Origin of the sequence: Bradyrhizobium sp. 134 (genome assembly GCF_023074155.1) — a bacterium.
In the GTDB taxonomy this organism is placed as follows: domain Bacteria; phylum Pseudomonadota; class Alphaproteobacteria; order Rhizobiales; family Xanthobacteraceae; genus Bradyrhizobium.
In genome coordinates, this window is record NZ_JADPKX010000074.1 from 458,254 (window position 1) to 479,370 (window position 21,117).

At 64.2% G+C, this 21,117-nt stretch carries 19 protein-coding genes; 11 read left to right on the plus strand and 8 right to left on the minus strand.

What is annotated here, in order from left to right:
• The first annotated feature begins 123 nt into the window (after nt 1-123).
• Nucleotides 124-1,317, plus strand: a complete 1,194-nt coding sequence (locus tag IVA75_RS32390; RefSeq protein WP_247287879.1) for an efflux RND transporter periplasmic adaptor subunit — start codon at nt 124-126, stop codon at nt 1,315-1,317.
• Between the two features lie 15 nt (nt 1,318-1,332).
• Complete coding sequence (locus IVA75_RS32395; RefSeq protein ID WP_247287878.1) at nt 1,333-4,491, plus strand: multidrug efflux RND transporter permease subunit; 3,159 nt, start codon at nt 1,333-1,335, stop codon at nt 4,489-4,491.
• Here the strand turns inward: IVA75_RS32395 and IVA75_RS32400 are convergent.
• On the minus strand, nt 4,488-6,755 hold the full coding sequence (locus IVA75_RS32400; protein WP_247287877.1) for a cation:proton antiporter: 2,268 nt from the start codon (nt 6,753-6,755) through the stop codon (nt 4,488-4,490). The genes IVA75_RS32395 and IVA75_RS32400 overlap by 4 nt on opposite strands.
• 401 nt (nt 6,756-7,156) lie before the next feature.
• A complete protein-coding gene (locus IVA75_RS32405; protein WP_247287876.1) occupies nt 7,157-8,329 on the minus strand; it encodes an MFS transporter in 1,173 nt (390 codons plus the stop codon).
• Nucleotides 8,330-8,388: 59 nt separating this feature from the next.
• Between IVA75_RS32405 and IVA75_RS32410 the strand changes: the two genes are divergently transcribed.
• Both IVA75_RS32410 and IVA75_RS32415 read left to right on the plus strand, forming a co-directional pair.
• Nucleotides 8,389-9,240: a helix-turn-helix transcriptional regulator gene (locus IVA75_RS32410; RefSeq protein ID WP_247287875.1), complete on the plus strand. Its 852-nt coding sequence runs from the start codon at nt 8,389-8,391 to the stop codon at nt 9,238-9,240.
• A gap of 180 nt (nt 9,241-9,420) precedes the next feature.
• The gene (locus IVA75_RS32415; RefSeq protein WP_027570588.1) at nt 9,421-10,773 is read left to right on the plus strand and encodes a malonyl-CoA decarboxylase; all 1,353 of its coding nucleotides are present in this window, start codon (nt 9,421-9,423) and stop codon (nt 10,771-10,773) included.
• Nucleotides 10,774-11,156: 383 nt separating this feature from the next.
• On the opposite strand, the gene IVA75_RS32420 is transcribed toward IVA75_RS32415, so the two are convergent.
• The 6 genes from IVA75_RS32420 to IVA75_RS32445 form a co-directional block, all read right to left on the minus strand.
• On the minus strand, nt 11,157-11,444 hold the full coding sequence (locus IVA75_RS32420; protein WP_027519749.1) for a GIY-YIG nuclease family protein: 288 nt from the start codon (nt 11,442-11,444) through the stop codon (nt 11,157-11,159).
• A 211-nt stretch (nt 11,445-11,655) separates the two neighbouring features.
• On the minus strand, nt 11,656-12,825 hold the full coding sequence (gene tarD / locus IVA75_RS32425) for a mandelate racemase/muconate lactonizing enzyme family protein (protein ID WP_247287874.1): 1,170 nt from the start codon (nt 12,823-12,825) through the stop codon (nt 11,656-11,658).
• A gap of 147 nt (nt 12,826-12,972) precedes the next feature.
• On the minus strand, nt 12,973-13,230 hold the full coding sequence (locus IVA75_RS32430) for a DUF3297 family protein (protein WP_007613756.1): 258 nt from the start codon (nt 13,228-13,230) through the stop codon (nt 12,973-12,975).
• The gene (locus IVA75_RS32435) at nt 13,227-13,703 is read right to left on the minus strand and encodes a glutathione peroxidase (protein ID WP_027519751.1); all 477 of its coding nucleotides are present in this window, start codon (nt 13,701-13,703) and stop codon (nt 13,227-13,229) included. Before IVA75_RS32435 ends, IVA75_RS32430 begins: the two co-directional genes overlap by 4 nt.
• A gap of 2 nt (nt 13,704-13,705) precedes the next feature.
• Nucleotides 13,706-15,106: an amidase family protein gene (locus IVA75_RS32440; protein WP_247287873.1), complete on the minus strand. Its 1,401-nt coding sequence runs from the start codon at nt 15,104-15,106 to the stop codon at nt 13,706-13,708.
• A 210-nt stretch (nt 15,107-15,316) separates the two neighbouring features.
• Nucleotides 15,317-15,574: a hypothetical protein gene (locus IVA75_RS32445; protein ID WP_007613759.1), complete on the minus strand. Its 258-nt coding sequence runs from the start codon at nt 15,572-15,574 to the stop codon at nt 15,317-15,319.
• A 249-nt stretch (nt 15,575-15,823) separates the two neighbouring features.
• Here IVA75_RS32445 and pqqA point away from each other — a divergent pair, with 249 nt between their 5' ends.
• The 7 genes from pqqA (at nt 15,824) to IVA75_RS32480 (ending at nt 20,923) form a co-directional block, all read left to right on the plus strand.
• A complete protein-coding gene (gene pqqA / locus IVA75_RS32450; protein ID WP_007595659.1) occupies nt 15,824-15,904 on the plus strand; it encodes a pyrroloquinoline quinone precursor peptide PqqA in 81 nt (26 codons plus the stop codon).
• A 118-nt stretch (nt 15,905-16,022) separates the two neighbouring features.
• Nucleotides 16,023-16,952, plus strand: a complete 930-nt coding sequence (pqqB, locus tag IVA75_RS32455; protein WP_247287871.1) for a pyrroloquinoline quinone biosynthesis protein PqqB — start codon at nt 16,023-16,025, stop codon at nt 16,950-16,952.
• Entirely contained in the window at nt 16,949-17,740 is a 792-nt protein-coding gene (gene pqqC, locus IVA75_RS32460; protein WP_247287869.1) for a pyrroloquinoline-quinone synthase PqqC, read from the plus strand. The genes pqqB and pqqC overlap by 4 nt, the downstream gene beginning before the upstream one ends.
• Nucleotides 17,741-17,746: 6 nt before the next feature.
• Complete coding sequence (pqqD, locus tag IVA75_RS32465) at nt 17,747-18,058, plus strand: pyrroloquinoline quinone biosynthesis peptide chaperone PqqD (RefSeq protein WP_247287867.1); 312 nt, start codon at nt 17,747-17,749, stop codon at nt 18,056-18,058.
• Complete coding sequence (gene pqqE, locus IVA75_RS32470; protein WP_247287865.1) at nt 18,055-19,254, plus strand: pyrroloquinoline quinone biosynthesis protein PqqE; 1,200 nt, start codon at nt 18,055-18,057, stop codon at nt 19,252-19,254. The genes pqqD and pqqE overlap by 4 nt, the downstream gene beginning before the upstream one ends.
• The gene (gene pip, locus IVA75_RS32475) at nt 19,244-20,230 is read left to right on the plus strand and encodes a prolyl aminopeptidase (protein ID WP_247287864.1); all 987 of its coding nucleotides are present in this window, start codon (nt 19,244-19,246) and stop codon (nt 20,228-20,230) included. The genes pqqE and pip overlap by 11 nt, the downstream gene beginning before the upstream one ends.
• Before the next feature lie 15 nt (nt 20,231-20,245).
• Complete coding sequence (locus IVA75_RS32480; protein ID WP_247287863.1) at nt 20,246-20,923, plus strand: DUF4286 family protein; 678 nt, start codon at nt 20,246-20,248, stop codon at nt 20,921-20,923.
• The last annotated feature ends 194 nt before the right edge of the window (nt 20,924-21,117 follow it).

Below are 21,117 nucleotides of genomic sequence, written 5' to 3' on the forward strand. Positions count from 1 at the left end.
CCCCGTCAAAGGCCACACCGCCGCTTGCAGTTCAAGGCCGCTGACTGCCATGGCTATGGTGTTCCATGGCTGGGTGTTTGTTGGTAGCCTGCCGCACCGACAGATAGCAACCGGGGCCACCGAATGACGCGCGCGAATCTCGCATCACCAGCACAGCGCATTGGGGCCTGGAGGCATGTCGGGCCGACTGTGGCCGCCGTCGCGGCCGTTGCCATCCTCGCCGGCTGTGAGGACAAGAATACGTTCGTCGCCCCGCCGCCGCCCAAGGTGGACGTCGCCGCGCCGGTGCAGCGCCCGGTGACGCGGTATGTCGAGGCCACCGGCAACACCGCGCCGGTCAAGAATGTCGATCTCGTCGCGCGCGTGCAAGGATTCCTTCAATCGATCGATTACCAGGACGGCGCGTTCGTCAAGCAAGGCACCCAGCTGTTCACGATCGAGCCTGAGACCTACAAGCTCAAGCTCGATCAGGCGCAGGCGGCCGAGGCCGGCGCGCAGGCCTCGCTCCGGCAGGCGGAAGCCGACTTCAAGCGGCAGGCCGAACTGGTGCAGCGCCAGGCGGTCTCGCAGGCGACCCTGGACACTTCGACCTCGAACCGCGACAACGCACAGGCCACCCTCCAGCAGGCCAAGGCCAACACCCGCCTCGCCGAGGTCAACTACGGCTACACCAAGGTGAGCGCACCATTCGACGGCGTCGTCAGCGCGCATATGGTCTCGATCGGCGAACTCGTCGGGGTCTCCTCCCCGACTCAACTCGCCTCCATCGTCGCGATGGATCCGATCTATGTGAACTTCACAGTCAACGAGCAGGACGTGCTGCGCATCCGTGCCGAGGCCGCTCGCCGCGGGCTCACCGCCGCCGACATGAAGCAATTTCCGATTCAAGTCGGCCTGCAGACCGAGGCCGGCTATCCGCATGAGGGCAAGCTCGACTATGTCGCCCCGACCCTCACCCAGTCGACGGGCACGCTCGCGGTGCGCGGTCTCGTGCCCAACGACAAGCGAGTGCTGCTGCCCGGCTATTTCGTCCGCGTTCGCGTGCCCTTCACCCAAGAGAAGGACGCCCTGCTCGTGCCCGACACCGCGCTCGGCAGCGACCAGGGCGGCCGCTATCTCCTCGTCGTCAACGGCGACAACGTTGTCGAGCAGCGCAAGGTGCAGATCGGTCCCGTGGACAACGGCCTGCGCGTGATCGAAAGCGGCTTGAAGCCGGATGATCGCGTGGTGATCGCAGGGCTGCTGCGGGTGATTCCGGGCCAGAAGATCGACCCGCAGGTGACGAAGATCGAGCAGCCGCAGGCGTCTGCCAAGTAAGTAGGAGCGCCTGCCATGATCTCAAAGTTCTTCATCGAGCGGCCGGTCCTCTCGAACGTCATCGCGCTGCTGATGATCCTGATCGGCGGCGTCGCGCTGTTCAACCTCGCGATCGCGCAATATCCCGACGTGGTGCCGCCGACGGTGCAGGTCACGACCCGCTATCCCGGCGCGAGCGCCAAGACTGTGATCGACACGGTTGCCTTGCCGATCGAACAACAGGTCAACGGCGTCGAGGACATGCTCTACATGCAGTCCTACAGCGGCTCCGACGGCACCTATACGCTGACCGTGACCTTCAAGATCGGCACCGACCTCAACTTCGCGCAGGTGCTGGTGCAGAACCGCGTTTCCAGCGCGCTGTCGCAACTGCCCCAGTCGGTGCAGAACCAGGGCGTCACCGTGCAGAAGCGGTCGACGTCCATCCTGCTGTTCGTGACGCTGACCTCGCCCGACAAGACGTTCGACAGCCTTTATTTGAGCAACTACGCCACCATCAACCTCCGCGACGAACTCTCGCGCCTGCCCGGCGTGGGCAACGTCACCGTGTTCGGTGCCGGTCAGTATTCGATGCGGGTGTGGCTCGATCCGAACAAGCTGCAGGTCCGTGGTCTGGTCCCGCAGGACGTCATCCAGGCGATCCAGCAGCAGAGCCAGCAGGTCTCCGCCGGCCAGGTCGGCGCGCCGCCGACGCCGCCGGGACAGGCGTTCCAGTATACACTCAACGTCAACGGCAGGCTCGACGACACCACCGAGTTCGAGAACATCATCGTCAAATCAGGCACCAGCGGCGACGTCACGCGGGTGCGCGACGTCGGCTGGGTCGAATTGGGCGCGCAGACCTACAGCCAGATCTTCTCCCTGAACAAGCAGCCGGCCACCGGCATCGGCGTGTTCCAGTCGCCAGGCGCCAATGCACTCCAGGTCGAGCAGGCCGTCGAGAAGAAGATGGCGGAGCTTGCAAAGGCCTTCCCGCAAGGGATGAAATACGACACGCCGTTCGACACCACCAAATTCGTGCAGGCCTCGGTGCACGAGGTCTACATGACGCTGATCGAGGCCGGCCTGCTGGTGCTGGTCGTCATCCTGGTTTTCCTGCAGGACTGGCGCGCGATGCTGGTGCCGGCGACCACGGTGCCGGTGACCATCATCGGCGCCTTCGCCGCCATGGCGGCGCTCGGCTTCACCATCAACATGTCGACTTTGTTCGCGATCGTGCTGGCGATCGGCATCGTCGTCGACGACGCCATCGTCGTGGTCGAAGGCGCGACTCACAACATCGAGCAGGGCATGAACGGCCACGACGCCGCGATCAAGGCGATGGACCAGCTGTTCGCGCCGATCGTCGGCATCACGCTCGTGCTGATCTCGGTGTTCCTGCCGGCCTCGTTCCTCGCCGGGCTCACCGGCCGCATCTATTCGCAATTCGCACTGGTGATCGCCGCGACCGCGCTTCTGTCCGCCATCAACGCGGCGACGCTGAAGCCGACGCAATGCGCACTGTGGCTGCGGCCGACGGTGCCGCCGGAGCAGCGCAACTTCTTCTATCGCGGCTTCAACGCGGTCTACAACCGCGTCGAGCGCGGCTACATCCGGCTGATCGGCGTGCTGTGCAGGAACAGCACGATCTCGGTCGCATTCGCGCTGGTGCTGATCGGGATCGGCGGCTATGGCCTGTCCCGGGTGCCGACCGGATTCCTGCCGATCGAGGACCAGGGCTACCTGATCGCCGCCGTGCAACTGCCCGACGGTGCCGCGCTGGAGCGGACTCAGAAGGTGCTCGACAGAGCGAGCGAGCTGATCAAGGACACGCCTGGAGTCCAGCAGGTCATCACCATCGCCGGCATCTCCGCGCTCGACAACAGCGCCAGCCTTGCCAATGCCGGCGTCGCCTACATCATCCTGAAGGACTGGGACGCGCGCAAAGGACCGGGCGAGGATCTGCGCTCGCTGGTCTACGGGCTGAACGACAAGCTCGGGGTCATCATGGAGGCGCGCACGCTGGTGCTGCCGCCACCGCCGATCCAGGGCATCGGCAACGCCGCCGGTTTCTCGATGCAGGTCGAACTGCGCGACGGCAACAGCGATTTCGCCAAGCTCCAGGCCATCACGGGCGCGATGGTCAGCAATGGCCAGAGCCAGAGCGCGCTCCAGCGCGTGCAATCCTCGTTCCGCTCGTCGGTGCCGCAGTTCAACGTCGAGATCGACCGCATCAAGACCCAGACCCTGCACGTCACGACCGACCAGGTGTTCGCCGCGCTGTCGACCTACCTCGGCTCGTCCTATGTCAACCAGTTCAACAAATTCGGCCGCGTGTTCCAGGTCTACACCCAAGCCGATCCCGCCTTCCGCGTCACCGAGCGCGACATCGCCAACATGATGGTGCGCAACTCGAACGGCGACATGATCCCGATCGGCACCGTCGCCACGATCACGCCGGCCACCGGCCCCTCGCTGATCAGCCTTTACAATCTCTATCCGTCGTCGACCGTGATCGGCCTGCCCGCGCAGGGCTACTCCTCGGGCCAGTCGCTGAAGCTGATGGAGGAAATCGCGGACAAGACGCTGCCGCCGGGCACCGGCTTCGAATGGACCGCGATGTCCTATCAGGAGAAGGCCGTCTCCAACCAGATCTACTGGGTGTTCGGGCTCGCCATGCTGCTGGTCTATCTCGTGCTCGCCGGCCAGTACGAGAGCTGGTACGCACCGATCTCGGTGATCCTGGCGGTGCCGCTGTCGTTGCTCGGACCGATGCTGATCCTCAATGCCCTGAAGATCGACAACAATCTCTATTGCCAGATCGGCCTGATCCTCTTGATCGCGCTGTCGGCCAAGAACGCCATCCTGATCGTCGAGGTCGGGCTCGAGCTGCACGGCCGCGACGGCAAGCCGGTGCTGGAATCCGCGATTGAAGCCGCGCGCGCCCGCTTCCGCCCGATCCTGATGACGTCGTTCGCCTTCATCCTCGGCGTGGTGCCGCTGGTGATCGCGACCGGCGCCGGCGCCAGCGCGCGGAAGTCGATCGGCATCACCGTGTTCTCGGGCATGCTGGCCTCGACCTGCCTCGCGGTGCTGTTCGTGCCGGCGTTCTTCGTGGTGGTGCAGCGCTTCGAGAACTGGCGTGCGTCGAAGAAAACCCCGAAGGCGGTGGCGGTGGCCGAGGTGAAGTCCTAGGCCTTCTCCGCAGGGACCTGCCGCGCCTCACCGCTCGAGACCAGCAGCACCGAGACCTTCGCCTGCCTGAGGACGGCGTCGGCGACGCCGCCGAAGGAGAGGTGGTCGGCCTGGATGCGATCGACGCCCATCACCACGAGATCGACATCGGTGGTCTCGATCTCGCGCAGGATCGCCGCTTCAGGCGCCCGGTTCGCGCGCAAGGTCGTGGTGATGTCGACGTCGTAGCGGGCGGCGAGATCGCTGGCGTCCTTCAGGATGCCGGCCTCGTGGCTCAGACCACGAGAGGCGCCGCGCTGCGCGCCCTTGTCGCGCGTCGTCGCGACATAGATCACCCGGAGCGAGCCTGATCCCGCCTGCGCCAGCGCGACCGCGACCTCGGCGCCGCGCTTGGAGACGCCGCTGCCGGAGACCGGAACGAGGATGTTGAGCGCCTCGGGCGTCGGCTGCTTCAGGTGCTTGCCCTTGGCCGCCACGATCGCGAGCGGTCCTTCGAACTTCGCTGCGATGTCCTCGATCTTGCGGTCGAATCGATCCTTGGTGGCTGCGACCTTGTCGGTGCCGACGACAAGGAGATCGAAGCCCTTGCGCGCTTCGTCGGCAATGGACTCGCCGAGCTCCGCACGCCTTGCCCGAGTGACGACGTCGACGCTGCCGGCGTCGCCATCGCCATGGGCCGATACCGCCTCAGCGGCTTTCTTCACCACGGTTTCGGGGCTTTCCTCTTCGTCGCGACCCTTCTCCTGATCCTTGGCGCGCTTGCCGATGTGCAGCACGGTGATCGGCAGGCCGCGCATGCCGGCGATCAGGCCGGCGATGTGGGCGGCGAAGGTGGCGTTGACGCTTTCGTCCACTGCGAGCAACGGACGTTCGAGGTTGGCGACGAAGCCGCGCCTCTCGAACTCTTCGCGTTCCAGGCGCTCTTGCTCCTCCTTGTTCATCGGTAGCTTTGCTAGCGCCGCGCGCAGCATCGGCGGCATGGCCATCGTGGTCACGATCGCCATGGTGACGATCATCGTGAAAAGATTCTGGCTGAGCACGCCGATCGAAAGACCGATGGTGGCGATGATCACTTCGGTCGAGCCGCGCGCGTTCATCCCGCTTGCGAGCGCCAGCGACTCCCGTGTGTTCAACCCGCCCACGGTTCCGCCGACGAAGGCGCCGCCGAACTTGCCGACGCTGGCGATCACGACCAGCAGGCCGGTGAGCATCAGCAGATCGGGATCGCGCAGCACTGTGAGGTCGGCGCTCAAGCCGGCCAGACCGAAGAACACCGGCATGAAGAAGCTCGAGATCAACCCGCGCAGGCGCTCGTCGATCTGCCGCGTCAGGATCGGGGACTCCCCGACCAGAATGCCGGCGACGAAGGCACCGAGCACGGTGTGGACGCCGATCAGATGGGTGATCAGCGCCATGGCGCACATCAGCAGCAGGATCACCGTGATGACCGGGGCGGTGCTGACGAGATTGTCGTTGGCCCATCGAATGAGCTGGAATACGAGGCGGCGGCCGATGGTGAAGCTGATGGCGAGGAAGGCCAGCGTGCCCAGCACGGCTTTCGCCACCGAGGCGATATCCAGCGTGCCGTGCGAGGCCAGGCTGAAGATGACGGCGATGATGATCCAGCCGATGGTGTCGTCGATGACGGCGGTGGCGACGATGATCTGGCCGACATTGCGGCGCATGAAATTCATCTCGCGTACCACCACCGCGACGATCTTCACCGAGGAGATCGACAGCGCCGTGCCCATGAACAGCGACGCAACCAGGCGGGCTTGCGGATTCGGCAACAGCGCGTCCGGCAGAAATTCACCGAGCGCGAAGCCGCAGGCGAAGGGCACGAGGATGCCGGCGATCGAGATCGCGATCGCGGCCTTGCCGACCTTCCTGACCAGCTTGAGGTCGGTCTCCATGCCGGTCAGCAGCAGCAGAAGCAGGATGCCGAACTGCGCGATGCCGTCGATCATCGCTTTCTGCTCGGGCGTTTTGGGGAAGATCGCGTGCTGTGCGTCAGGCCAGACCCAACCGAACAGCGACGGCCCCAGCAGGATGCCGGCGAGCAATTCGCCGATCACCGAGGGCTGGCCGAGGCGCTGCATGATCTCGCCGAGACCGCGGCCGACCGCGATCAACAGCACGATCTGCGCCACCAGCAGGAATTCGGACGGACCGGCCGATTTGCCGCCCTCGGCACTGGCCGCAACGGTGGTGAGGACGAGAGCCGCGGCGACAAGGCCGACCGGTCGGAGCAGGCTCCACTGCATGCAGGAATTTTCCCCCTTCATCTGCCCCGGCGAGGTGCCGGGATGACGGGGATAGAACCCGCGGTGGGCGCAGCGGGTTCCTGTCGCTTGCAGGGGGGGTTAGGGGGCAACACAAAAAAACGCTAAAACAACCCCATGCACAGTAGAGATGAGGTTGAAAAGGCTGAAGAAAATTTTGTGTGCGCCGAAATCATATTTCGTCTTTGCCGAAAACTGATTGCTCCGTCGGGCAAAACACTGGCATGATGGCATCATGAGTGGTCTGCGCAAGGTGCCTCCTCATCCCCCGTCATTGCGAGCGCAGCGAAGCAATCCAGACTGCCGCCGCGGAAAGATTCTGGATTGCTTCGCTGCGCTCGCAATGACGACGTGGAGGCAGCCGCGCGCCTCACGCCGATCCCTCACACCGCCTGCGGTGTCCTGATCTCGCGCGGGAGAATGATCGCCGCTGCGATCGCGAGCAGGCAGAGGGCGGCGAAGGCGTGCAGCATGGTGACGAAGCCGCCCTGCTCGTAGAGCCAGGCGACCAGGCCGACGGAGGCGCCGGCGGCGGTGAAGCCGATGAAATAGCGCACGGCATAGGCGCGCGAGCGCCATTCCTCGCTGGTGTATTTGCCGACCATGGCGTCGTTGACCGTGACCTGCCCGAACGCACCCATGACGATGCCGATCGAGACCAGGATCAGCGGCAAATTGGACAGGCTCGCGGCCAGATACAAAAACGGCGCCAGCATGAAGGACAGCGGCAGCGCCACCGTCTTCAGCGAATAGCGATCGAGCAGCCGGCCGATCGTGTATTGCGTCATCGCGCCGAACACATAGACGCAGGCCGCGATGACGCCAAGCAGCGCCGGGCTTTTGGTGAGATCGGCGAGCCGCTCGGCGAACAGCTTTGGCAGCGCGACGGTGACGGCATTGAAGGTCGTCGAGATCGCGATCACCACGATCAGCAGCGACAGGATCACGCGCCACATGTCCTGCTTGGCGACGCGCGCCTGCGCCGCCGCCTGTTTCGAACCCTTGCGGTCCTCGTGCACGACCATCATCGCAAACGCGATGCCGATCAGGATGGTGACGATGCCCGGGACGATGAAGGCGAAGCGCCAGCCGAGATATTGGCCGATCACGCCGGTGACCAGCGCCGACGATGCGACGCCGAGATTGCCCCAGACGCCGTTCATGCCCATCTCGCGGCCGAGCCTGTCAGCGTAGGAGACGATCATGGCGGTGCCGACGGGATGATAGATCGAGGCGAAAATGCCGATCGCGAACAGCGCCGCGCCAAGCTGTGCCGGGGTCTGCACGAAGCCGACCGAGATCATGGAGGCGCCGATGCCGACGAAGAAGATCAGCATCATGTGGCGGCGGCTCCAGCGGTCGCCGAGCCAGCCGGTGAGCAGCGAGCCCGCGCCGAAGGCGACGAAGCCCGGCGTCGCATAAGGCAAGAGCTCCGAATAGGCCATGCCGAGCGCCGGTCCCATGATGATCACCGCGGCGGCGAAAATCAGCATCGCGTAATGGTCGATGAAATGGCCCGCGTTGACGAAACTGATCACCCGGCTGGGGCTGTTCATGGGAATCCTCTCCTGCTCCGAAATGAGTTATATGTCTTGGGCATGACGGGATGCTGCCAATGACTGTCGTCGAGACGCCAATCCTCCGGGCAGTCCGGAGCAACCATCGCTCGCCCGCGGGCGTGCATCTGGTCGCGCGCGACTACCCCAAGGGCATGCGGATCGATCCGCATTTGCACCGCGAGGCGCAGCTGATCTATGCCGCCAGGGGCACCATGCAGGTGACGACTCCCGGGGGACGCTGGCTGGTGCCGCCGGACCGCGCGGTCTGGGTCCCCGCCGGGCTCCAGCACGCCATCGATTTGCTTGCCGATATCGAGATGCGCACGCTCTATTTCGACCTCGCCTGGCTGAAGCGCGAGCAGCGCCATGAGGGACTGACCAGGGAATTCGTGGTGCGGGTGTCGCCGCTGCTGAACCAGGCGATCCTCGCGCTGTTCGAGGCGCAAAATACCGAGGAGCGGACCGATCTGCTGGTTCGGCTGGTGATGCTGGAACTGGTCCAGGCCGAGGATTCCGCGACCTTCGTGCCGCTGCCACACGAGCCGCGCTGCCGGCGCGCGGCCATGATCGTGCTCGACGATCCCACCGGCCTGCACGACATCGACGCGCTGGCGCGCGAGGTCGGAACCTCCGCGCGCACGCTGTCGCGGCTGTTTTCGACAGAGACGCAGCTGAGCTTCAAGAGCTGGTGCCAGCGCGCAAGAATTGCGGCGGCGATCCAGCGGCTGTCGACCGATGCCAATGTGTCGGTGAAGCAGCTCGCGACCCAGCTCGGCTATGCCAGCGTGCCGGCGTTTTCCGCAGCGTTCCGTCAGGTGACGGGGCGGACCCCGACGGAGTTTGCTACACACTCGGTGTCATCGCCCGGCTTGACCGGGCGATCCAGTACTCGGGGACGGCGCGGCTAGAACCGAAAAGCTGCGGCATACTGGATGCCCGGGTCAAGCCGGGGCATGACAACTTTCTTTGGGTTTTCGAAACGCACGCCCCCGCTAAACTTGCCAAATTCCCCCGCTTGATTGTGATCGGCTTCCGCCCAAATCCCGTGTAAGATTCCCGCACCGCACAAACCCGACACGAAAGCCCCGATGGCCAACGCCTTCTTCTCCGACTTGCTCACCACCATCTCCGAGCGCGGCCGCACGCTGCTTCGCCGCGGGGATTCTGCCGACACCAAGCCAGACGCCGACGGGCTCATCGAGCTCTGTGGCGCGCTGCTGTCGGGCCGGGGCGAAGCGTCGGGCACGGCGATGGCGCGTGAGGTGCTCGACATCTACCAGGAGCTGGATGCGGCGGGACGTCGCGCTTTCTTCGAAGCCCTGGTGCGCGATTTCGGCCCGGATCGGGAACGCCTGTCCAAGGCGATCGAGACATGGCGTGCCAAGCCGGCCGACGAGGATGCCAGCGCGCTTCATTTCGCCTCCGAGCCGCGCCGGCAGGAGCTGATCCGCCGCCTCAACCGCGCGCCTGGCGGCACTGGGGATCTCGTCAAGATGCGCGCCGACCTGCTCGACATGAGGAACGGGCACACCGATCTCGCCGCACTCGATCGCGACGTTTCGCATCTTCTCTCGTCATGGTTCAACAGGGGGTTTCTCGTGCTGCGCAGGATCGACTGGTCGACCCCGGCCAACATCCTCGAAAAGATCATCCGTTATGAGGCCGTGCACGAGATCAGCGACTGGGACGATCTGCGCCGCCGCATTGATCCGGTCGACCGCCGCTGCTACGCCTTCTTCCATCCCGCAATGGTGGACGAGCCCCTGATCTTCGTCGAGGTCGCGCTGACGGAGACGATCCCCGGCGCGATCGCGCCGCTGCTCGCCGTCGATCGCCCCTCCGTCCCGATCGAGCGCGCCCGCACCGCCGTGTTCTACTCGATCTCCAACACCCAGCGCGGTCTCGGCGGCATCTCCTTCGGCAGCTTCCTGATCAAGCAGGTGGTGGAGGAGCTGCGCCGCGAATTGCCCAAGCTCGACAATTTCGTGACGCTGTCGCCGGTACCGGGCTTCATGCCATGGGTGAAGCAGGACAAGGATTTGCCGCTTTCGGATGAGGACCGCGAAGTGCTGAAGCGCCTCGACGATCCCAAATGGTTCGAGAACCCCGAGACGACCACGCTGCTGCGTGGCGTGATCGAACCGCTCGCGGCGCACTACTTCCTCAAGGCGCGCACGCCGAAAGGCAAGCTGATCGACTCCGTCGCCCGCTTCCATCTCGGCAACGGCGCCCGCCTCGAGCGCATCAACTGGTTAGGCGATCTCTCGCCCAAGGGCGTGCGCGAGTCCGCCGGCGTGATGGTCAACTACCTCTACCGCCTCGACGACATCGAGAAGAACCACGAAGCCTACGCCAATGACGGCGAGGTCGTGGCCTCGAGCGCGGTGAAGAAGCTCTTGAAGGGCGAAGGGCGACGGCTGCTGGATATGCGGCTGTCGTAAGGGACGTCCGGCTCGCGCCACATCGTCAATGCGAACGCAGCCGACGACGCACTCTCGCGGTCATTGCGAGGAGCTTTTGCGACGAAGCAATCCAGACCGCGCCGCGGAAAGATTCTGGATTGCTTCGCTGCGCTCGCAATGACGGAGTGTGTGGTGACACCTGAGGCATCAAGACCACCGTCCCCGGTCTAGGCGCTGACAGGAGAGACATCACCCTCGCCACCGTCGTTGCGAGGAGCTCTCGCGACGAAGCCAATCCAGACTGCCTCCTTGGAGACACTCTGGATTGCTTCGCTACGCTCGCAATGACGGAGTATGTGGCGACACCTGAGATTGCTTCGCTACGCTCGCAACGACGGAGTGTGTGGTGACACCTGGTGCAATCAGATCAGCGTCTCGTACAAATCCATCCAATCCGGATTGACGCTCTCGATCAGCGCAAGCTTCTTTTCCCGGCTGCCGGCCTTGATCTGCTTCTCGCGTGTGATCGCGTCGGTCATCGTCGCATGCAGCTCGTACCAGACGAGAAGCTTGCAGCCATACTTTGACGAGAACCCCTTCACCAAGCCCTCGCGGTGCTCGAACGCGCGGCGCGGTGGATTGGACGTGACGCCTGTATAGATCGTCCCGTTGCGACGATTGGCGAACATGTACACGCAAGGCTGCTTCATGATCGCGCTCAGCTGAGGAGAGCTTTCATGATATTACAACCAAGAGATGATTGCGAGACTTTCGCCACATCGTCATTGCGAGGAGTTCGTGACAAAATTGCAAAGCAATTTTGCGCTGATGCGACGAAGCAATCCAGACTGCGCCCGCGGAAAGACTCTGGAATGCTTCACTGCGCTCGCAATGACGGAGTGTGCGGCCCCTCGCGTCGGGCTACTCCGCCAGCGCCTTCATTTCCTTGTAGAGATCCGATTTCCCCTCGAAGCCGATGCCCGGCAGGTCGGGCATGGTGATGTGGCCGTTCTCGACCCGGACGCCGTCGGGGAAGCCGCCATAGGGCTGGAACAGATCGGGGTAGCTCTCGTTGCCGCCGAGGCCAAGGCCGGCTGCGATGTTGAGCGACATCTGGTGGCCGCCGTGGGGGATGCAGCGGCTCGGCGACCAACCATACGTTTTCAGCACCTCCAGCGTGCGCTGGTATTCGCACAGGCCGTAGGACAACGCGCAGTCGAATTGCAGCCAGTCGCGGTCGGGGCGCATGCCGCCGTAGCGGATCAGATTGCGGGCGTCCTGGTGGCTGAACAGGTTTTCGCCCGTTGCCATCGGTCCCGGATAGAATTCGGCGAGCGCTGCCTGCAGCGCGTAGTCGAGGGGGTCGCCGACCTCCTCGTACCAGAACAAGGGATAGTCCCGCAGCATCTTGGCATAGGCGATGCCGGTCTCGAGATCGAAGCGGCCGTTGGCGTCCACGGCGAGTTGCGCGTCCTTGCCGATCTCCTTCAGCACCGCTTCGATGCGGGCGCGATCGTCCTCGATATCGGCGCCGCCGATCTTCATCTTCACGACGTTGTAGCCGCGATCGAGATAGCCGCGCATCTCGCCGCGCAGCATTGAAAGGTCCTTACCCGGATAGTAATAGCCGCCGGCGGCGTAGACGAACACGCGTGGATTGGCTTTGACGCCATGACGCTCGGCGAGCAGGCGGAACAGCGGTTGGCCCGCGATCTTCGCCACCGCATCCCACACCGCCATGTCGATGGTGCCGACCGCGACGGAGCGCTCGCCATGGCCGCCCGGCTTCTCGTTGGTCATCATCGCGCCCCAGACCTTGTCGGGATCGAGATTGTCGCCGGCCGCGTTCAGCAGCGATTTCGGGTCGGCCTCCAGGATGCGCGCGGCAAAACGCTCGCGGATCAGGCCGCCCTGCCCGTAGCGGCCGTTGGAGTTGAAGCCGTAGCCGACGACGCGCTTGCCATCGCGAACGACATCGGTGACGACCGCAACCAGGCTCGTCGTCATCTTGGTGAAATCGATATAGGCGTTGCGGATCGGCGAAGAGATCGGTTTCGTGATCTCGCGGACGTCGACGATGCGGACGGACATGGGGTTGGCCTTTCACTTTCGTCATTGCGAGGAGCTCTTGCGACGAAGCAATCCAGACTGCCTTCGCGAAAAGATCCTGGATTGCTTCGCTACGCTCGCAATGACAAGGAGAGAGCGCGCTCGATGACGGGTGGAGAGCGCGCGCTCCTACTTCTTATCCCTGAAATACGGCTCGACCGGGCCGTGCACCTTGATGGTCAGCGGGTTGCCGTGGCGGTCCTTGGCGTTGCCTGCGGTGACGCGAACCCAGCCTTCGCTGATGCAATATTCTTCGACATTGGTCTTCTCGACACCCTTGAAGCGGATGCCGACGTCGCGCGCCAGGATGTCCGCATTGTAAAAGGGGCTGTTCGGATCGACCGAGAGGCGGTCCGGAAATTCGTCGCTCATGATTGTCTCGCTCATAACAGGGTCTCGATTTGCTGCCGCAATCCTTCGGGCCGCGCGGTCGGCGCATAGCGCGAAACTACCTTGCCGGCGCGATCCACCAGGAATTTGGTGAAATTCCATTTGATGGAGGCGCCCAGCAGGCCGGATTGCTGGCGTTTCAGGTACTCATACAACGGATGCGCATTGCTGCCGTTGACGTCGATCTTCTCGAACAGGGGGAAGGTGACGTCGTAATTGGTCGAGCAGAACGCCTGGATCTCGCTCGCCGGTCCAGGCTCCTGCGCACCGAACTGGTTACAGGGAAAGCCGAGCACCGAGAAGCCGCGCGGATTGAGATCGCGATGCAGATCCTCCAGCCCGCGATATTGCGGCGTGAAGCCGCATTTGCTCGCGGTGTTGACGATCAGCAGCACCTGCCCCTCGAAGCTGCGCATGGGCACTTCTTCGCCGAGAAGCGAGTTGGCCTTGAAGTCGTAGATCACCGACATCGCTAACCCACGGGATCGATCGGCGACGGCGGCACGCCGCCCGCCTCGATCGCTTCGCCGGCAAGGAGACAGAGATCCTCGCGATAGCGGCCGGACACGATGTGCACGCCAACGGGCGCCTTGCCGACGAGGCCGGTGGAGACCACGAGGCCCGGCAGGCCCATGAAGGGAATGGCGATCTGCGGCAGCTGTGCTTCCCAGACGCGTTTGAAGGACTCGTCGTCCTTGCGGTCGAGATGATCGGGGAACGGCAATTCGCCGGAGACCGGCGTCAGCAGCACGGCATAGGTCTCGAAGAACAACATCCAGTCGCGGGTCAGCGTGGCGCGGCGGGTCAAAGCCTTGGCGTAATTTGCCTGGTCCATCGGCGTAAGCCTGGCGCGATTGCCGCGCAGGCACGCCAGAGCGCCCGGATCGCCCTCACGCTCGGCCATCTCCAACTGCGCCTCGTAGCCGTCGCCCAGCCAGAGCTTGATCTGCCACTCGACGGCCTCGCGCATCGGCGGGGTGTTCTCGATTGTCTCGACGGTCCAGCCGGCACGCTCGAGCCGCTTGCCGGCGTCGATGACGGCAGCCTTCACCTCGGGCGCGGTGGCCAGGCCGTCCGGATTAAGACACAGCGCGGCGCGCTTCGGCCGCGCCGGGCCTTCCAGCGGTGCCGGCACGAACCAGGGATCGCGGATGTCGCGGGCCGACATCGCCGCGAGCGAAATCCTGATGTCGTTGACGGTGCGCGCCAGTGGGCCCGACACCGCCATGATCTGCGGGCCGATCGGGCGCTCCGGCAGGGCCGGATTGAAGGCCGGGATGCGGCCGAGCGTCGGGCGCAGACCATGCACGCCGCAGGCATAGGCGGGATAGCGGATCGAGCCGGCAATATCGGTGCCGTGGGCGATATGGCCGATGCCGGCCGCGACCGCCGAGCCGGCGCCGCCGGACGAGCCGCCCGGCGTCAGCGAGGCATCGCGGGGGTTCTTGGTGTCGCCGTGGACCAGATTGGTGGTGAACCAGCGATAGGAGAAGGCCGGGCAATTGGTGCGCCCAAGCAGAACGGCGCCGGCTTTGCGGAAATTGGCGACCACCGGATTGTCCTCGCGCGCGATCAGGTCGCGCTGCAGTTTCAGGCCGTTGGTGGTGGCAAAGCCCGCCTGGTCGACATTGGCTTTGATGGTGACGGGCACGCCGGCCAGCACACCGGGGTCCTCACCCCTGGCGATGGCGGCATCGACGGCGTCGGCCTGCTTGAGCACGTCCTCCGGGCGGTGGTCGATCACGGCGTTGAGGCTGGGATTGACGGCGTCGAGCCGGGCCAAGCCGGCCTGCGCGGCCTCCCTGGCGGAGAGCTTTTTGGTTTTGACGAGGTTGGCGAGGTCGGCCGCCGACAGGCGCCAGAGATCTTGCATGGCTTGCTCCGTTTAACCGGCGTCTTTTAGCCCCGGGAACGCGGCAAAGCCATGCGGATTTCGCAGGGGCGAAGGGCGGGGGATGCCGGGTGACGCCTCATTCTCCGTCATTGCAAGCGAAGCGAAGCAATCCAGACTGCCTCCGCGGAAGCAGTCTGGATTGCTTCGTCGCAAGGGCTCCTCGCAATAACGGGGAGAAAGCGTCGGAGGCTAATGCCGCGTCGCGGACTGGTCCGGGATGTCCAGGAGTGCCTCGGTGAAGGGGAATTCGAGCACGATCTCGCCTTCGCGGTCGGTGACCTCGATGACAGCCTCGAGCAGGGCCGGCTGGGTGCCTTCCGATCTCAGCACCTCCAGAATCATCTGGCGGGCGACCTCCCAGGCACGATCGGGATTGCGCAAATCCTCTCCCTCGGGATCCACGATCAGTTCGTCGCCGATACGGGTGTTGAAGAAATATCTGGGCATCACGAAGTTCCAGTTGGGTCGCCTGTACCGGATTGAAAGCTGCACTGCACTCACAACTGCTTTATCAGGACAGGGTTCGCGACCGAATGCGCCAAGCGCAGGGCCGCATCACCAGAAAGTACTGTTCCCCGCGCTTTTCTCGCGGCGCAATATGCCCGTGTTCGGGAAAATTTCACTGGCGAACTTTTGTGCTCGCAGTAACTTAGCCCCGGGCGGATACGTCCGAAATCTCGAAAATGGAGAGCCGAAATGGCCTGGAAAGCCCCCAAGATCGTCGAAGTGCCCTGTGGCATGGAAATCAACATGTATGTGAGCGCCACCCGCAAGTAAGCGGTTGGTGAATTCGCGTTCTGCGCAGGTGGATCTTTCGGTCACGATGCATGTCCGGAAGACAGGATTTGTGTTTGCGTGAGGTCCACCTCGCGACATTGCTTCCAGGAGACGGATCATGCTTCGCGTCGTCGTCCTGGGCGCCGCAGCCGGCGGCGGAGTGCCGCAATGGAATTGCGGCTGCGAGGGCTGCCGGACAGCCCGTGAAAACGGCCAAGAGCTGCAACGGACCCAAGCCTCGGTCGCCTTCAGTGGCGACGGCGAGCATTGGTTCTTGATCAACGCCTCCCCCGACCTCCGCCAGCAACTGAATGCCACGCCACAGCTGCATCCGAAGGCAGGCGCGCTGCGCCATACGCCGATCGCAGGCGTGATCCTGACCAACAGTGAAGTGGACGCGGTGGCAGGCCTGCTGTCGATGCGCGAGGGCTCGCCCTTCACGGTCTATGCGCATGAGAAGGTGCTGGCGATCCTGAAGGCCAACAGCATCTTCAACGTGCTGAACGAGAAGAACGTGCCGCGCCAGCCAGTCGACATCAACGAGCCGTTCGAGCCGCGGCTGCCGGACGGGGCGCGCTCAGGCATCGAGGTGCTGCCCTTCGCGGTCTCGGGCAAATCGGCCTGGTACCTGGAAGGCAAGGCGCATCCGGGCGGCGACGCCGGCGAGGGCGATACGCTGGGGCTGAAGATCACCGATAAATCGACCGGCAAATGCTTCTACTTCATCGCCGCCTGCGCCGAGGTCACCGACGCGCTCAAGGCCGAGATCGACGGCGCCGCGCTGGTGTTCTTCGACGGCACGGTGTGGCAGGACGACGAGATGATCAAGGCCGGGCTTAGCCACAAGACCGGCAAGAGCATGGGCCATGTCGCGATGTCCGGCGACCACGGCGCCATCGCGCGGCTCGCCGACCTCGCACTCGACAGGAAGATATTTCTGCATATCAATAACTCGAACCCGGCGCTGCTGCCCTCTTCCCCCGAGCGCAAGGCCGCTGAAGCGGCGGGCTGGCAGATACCCGCTGACGGAACGGAGATCGTGCTGTGAATGCCGCGTCACTGAGTGGAATGACCGCGCTCTCGGTCGGCAAGGACATCAGGCTCACGAGCGCCGAGGAGCTGGAGGCGGCGCTGCGCCATATCGGGGCGACGCGCTATCACAGCCTGCATCCGTTCCATAAGATGCTGCACGGCGGCAAGCTCAACAAGGGCCAGGTCCAGGCCTGGGCGCTGAACCGCTACTATTACCAGAGCACCATCCCGATCAAGGACGCGGTGGTGATCTCGCGCTTCCGCGACCGCGCCACGCGCGTGGAATGGCGCCACCGCATCGAGGATCATGACGGCGATATCGGCTCCGAAGGCGGTATCGAGCGCTGGCTGAAGCTGACCGACGGCCTCGGGCTGGACACGGCTTACGTGGAATCGACTGAAGGCATCCTGCCCGCGACGCGCTTTGCGGTGGAAGCCTATGTGCACTATTGCCGCGAGAAGTCGCCGCTGGAAGCGATCGCCTCCTCGCTCACCGAATTGTTCGCGCCGAACCTGCACGAAGAGCGCATTGCCGGCATGCTGGAGCACTATGACTTCGTCAATCCTGACATCATGAGCTACTTCAAGCGCCGGCTGGCGCAGGCGCCGCGCGACGCCGGGTTTGCGCTCGACTATGTCAAGGCGCATGCTACTACGCCGGAGCAACGCGCGTCGGTCTGCAACGCGCTGATCTTCAAGACCAACGTGCTCTGGGTGCAGCTCGACGCACTCCAACACGCCTATGTCGAGGGCAACATTCCGCCGGGCGCGTTCGTGCCCCAAGAACACCAAAAAGCGAGTTGAGGAACAATGGCCGGGCCGCGCAACATCAGCGTCAGCGAGACCAGCCGGCCGGTGCTGCCGCGGCACGCCAAGCTGAAATATGACGAGACGCGAAAGGTCTGGGTGATCCTGGCGCCCGAACGCGTGCTGGCGCCGGACGAGATCGCGGTCGAGGTCTTGCAGCTCTGCGACGGCGAGCGCAATGTCGGCGAAATGTCCGACCAGCTGGCGGCAAAATACGCCGCGCCGCGCGAGGCGATCCTGGCCGACGTCATCGTCATGCTGCAGGATCTCGCCGACAAGGGCTTTCTCACGGAGGCCCGGGAGAAGACGTCATGAGCGATGTGCTCGGCAATCCCACCATCCCGCCCGACGCCAGCGACAGCCTCGCGGTGCTGGAGAAGAGCCGCTCGACGGCAGAGACGTTCGGCATTCCGCTCGCCGTGCTGCTCGAGATCACCCATCGCTGCCCGCTGCAATGTCCCTATTGCTCCAACCCGGTCGAGCTCGACCGCTCGGGCAAGGAGCTGACCACCGAGGAATGGAAGAAGGTATTGAGCGAGCTCGCCGAGATCGGCGTGCTCCAGGTGCATTTCTCCGGCGGCGAGCCGACGGCGCGCAAAGACCTCGTGGAACTGGTCAAGCACGCCAGCGATGTCGGCCTCTACACCAACCTCATCACCTCGGCGGTGCTGCTGACGCGCGAGCGGCTGAGCGAGCTTGCCGATGCCGGGCTCTGCCATGTCCAGATCAGCTTCCAGGGCGTTGAAGAAGCCCTCGCCGATCGCGTCGGCGGTTACAAAAACGGACACCGCAAGAAGCTCGAAGTCGCAAAATGGACGCGCGAGCTCGATTTGCCGCTCACCGTGAATGCGGTGATGCACCGGCAGAACCTGCACCAGCTGCCTGATATCATCCAGATGTCGGTCGATCTCGACGCCGACCGGCTCGAGGTCGCCAACGTCCAATATTACGGCTGGGCGCTGAAGAACCGCGCCGCCTTGATGCCGACCGTGATGCAGCTCGACGAGTGCACCCGCATCGTCGAGGAGGCGCGCGAGCGGCTGAAGGGCCGGCTGACGATCGACTATGTCGTGCCCGATTATTACGCGCTGCGGCCGAAGAAGTGCATGGGCGGCTGGGGCCGCCAATTCTTCAACATCTCGCCGGCCGGCAAGGTGCTGCCCTGCCACGCCGCCGAGAGCATCACCGGGCTCGACTTCGAATCGGTGCGCTCCAACCATTCGATCGCCTGGATCTGGCAGAACTCGGAGGCCTTCAACCGCTATCGCGGCACCGGCTGGATGAAGGAGCCGTGCAAGAGTTGCGAATTCCGCGAGGTCGATTTCGGCGGCTGCCGCTGCCAGGCCTTTGCGCTGACCGGTGACGCCGCCAACACCGATCCTGCCTGTGCGCTGTCGCCGCTGCACGAGACCATCTTCAAGCAGGCCGAGCGCGAGGCCGAGGGCGAAACCAACCGCTTCGTCTATCGCAATTTCGCCGGCGGCACTCTGGAATCCGGGAATGATGCCTGACGCCGACGCGGCCAGCTCAGTCAAGCGCGCCGATCCCTTTGCGCCGCTGACCTCCGAAATGCTCGACGTCGGCGACGGCCACGAGCTCTATGTCGAGAGCGTCGGCCGCGCCGACGGCATCCCCGCGGTCTATCTGCATGGCGGCCCCGGCAGCGGTTGCCAGCCCGACCATCGCCGCCTCTTTGATCCCGACCGTTTCCATGCCGTGCTGTTCGACCAGCGCGGCTGCGGCCGCAGCCGGCCGAAGGGATCGCGCCAGCATAACACCACACAGCATCTGATCGCGGACATGGAAAAGATCCGCGAGAAATTCGGCGTCGCGCGTTGGATGGTGGTCGGCGGCTCCTGGGGCGCGACGCTGGCGCTGGCTTATGCGCAGGCCCATCCTACGCGCGTCTCCGGGATTGCGCTCCGCGCGACGTTTCTCGGCACGCGTGCTGAAGTCGAGATCGCCTTCACCTCGCGCCTGTCGCAATTCTACCCCGCCCTCTACGAGGATTTCCTCAGCGTGCTGCCGGTCGAGGAACGCGCGCGGCCGGTGGAGGCCTATTATCGCCGCATCCTCGATCCCGATCCGGCCGTGCATGGCCCCGCATCGCGCGCCTGGCACGACACCGAGCGCGCCCTGTCGGAGCACAAGGCGGCAAAGACTCGCCTGGACCTGGCGTCGCTGAACGTGTGGCGCACATTGCCGGCGACGCCGTTCATGGAGGCGCATTATTTCGTCCAGGACAGCTTCATGACGGAGAACCAGTTGTTGCGGAACGCCGGCAAGCTCGACGGCATCCCCGGCATCATCGTCCAGGGCCGCTACGATCTGTTGTGCCCTCCCGAGACATCGCAGGCGCTCGCAAAAGCGTGGCCGGGTTCCGAGATTCGCGTCGTGGAAGAAGCCGGCCATTCGCTCTATGATACCGGCGTGCGGGACGCGGTCATGAAGTCGATCGCGGACATCGCCTCGAAGATCTCGCGCTAACAGGACAACAAGAAAATGCCACTCGCTGGGAAGGGCATGCTGCTGACGTCGATGAACATCGATGCGGCTGCCGAAGCCGATTTCAATCGCTGGTACGATCGCGAGCATCTGGAAGAGCGCGTTGCGATCGAGGGTTTTCTGGAGGCGCGGCGCTATGTCGCGCACGCCGCCAATCTCAAATATCTCTCGCTGTATTCGACCGCGACGCTCGACGTGCTCGACAGTCCCGCCTACCGGGCGCGGCTCGCCAATCAGACTGAATGGTCGCGGCGGAGCATGGCGCATTTCAAGGACATGCTGCGGGTGGTCGCCCGCATCACGATCAGCAATGGTACCGGACGCGGCGCGGCGCTCGGCCTCGTGCGGCTGCGGCCGACGCCGGACAATGCAGCCGCGTGGCGTGGCGCACTGCAAGAACGGCTGGCGCCGGACAAGCACGACGGTATCATCTCGATGCATCTGCTCGAGAGCGAGCCGGAATTGTCGGGCGCAACGGCGGATGTTCCGGCAGTACGCAATGAAGGCGCGCGCGACTGGTTCGTGCTGATCGACGGCACGCATGTCGGCGCGGTCTCGGCCGTGATCGCAGCGCGCTTCACCGGCCCTGCCGCCTCGCCATTCCCGCTTCCTGTGTCGGTCGGCACCTACAGCCTGATGTGGGACCTCGCCAAGAGCGACATCGCGCACAACTAGGTCACCGAACGCATCGCAACATGCTGCACCGCCACATACTGCGCGCGGCCGTTAATGCTGTGTGCGCGTAGCTCCCATGAAAGAGGGGAAGCACGAAATTTGCCGTTGTACTTCGGAACGGTTCTAATAAGCTAACCCAATGACGTCATTCAGAAACCAGATCGCCGCGCGTTAGCGTTCGCCAAGCTCAAGAA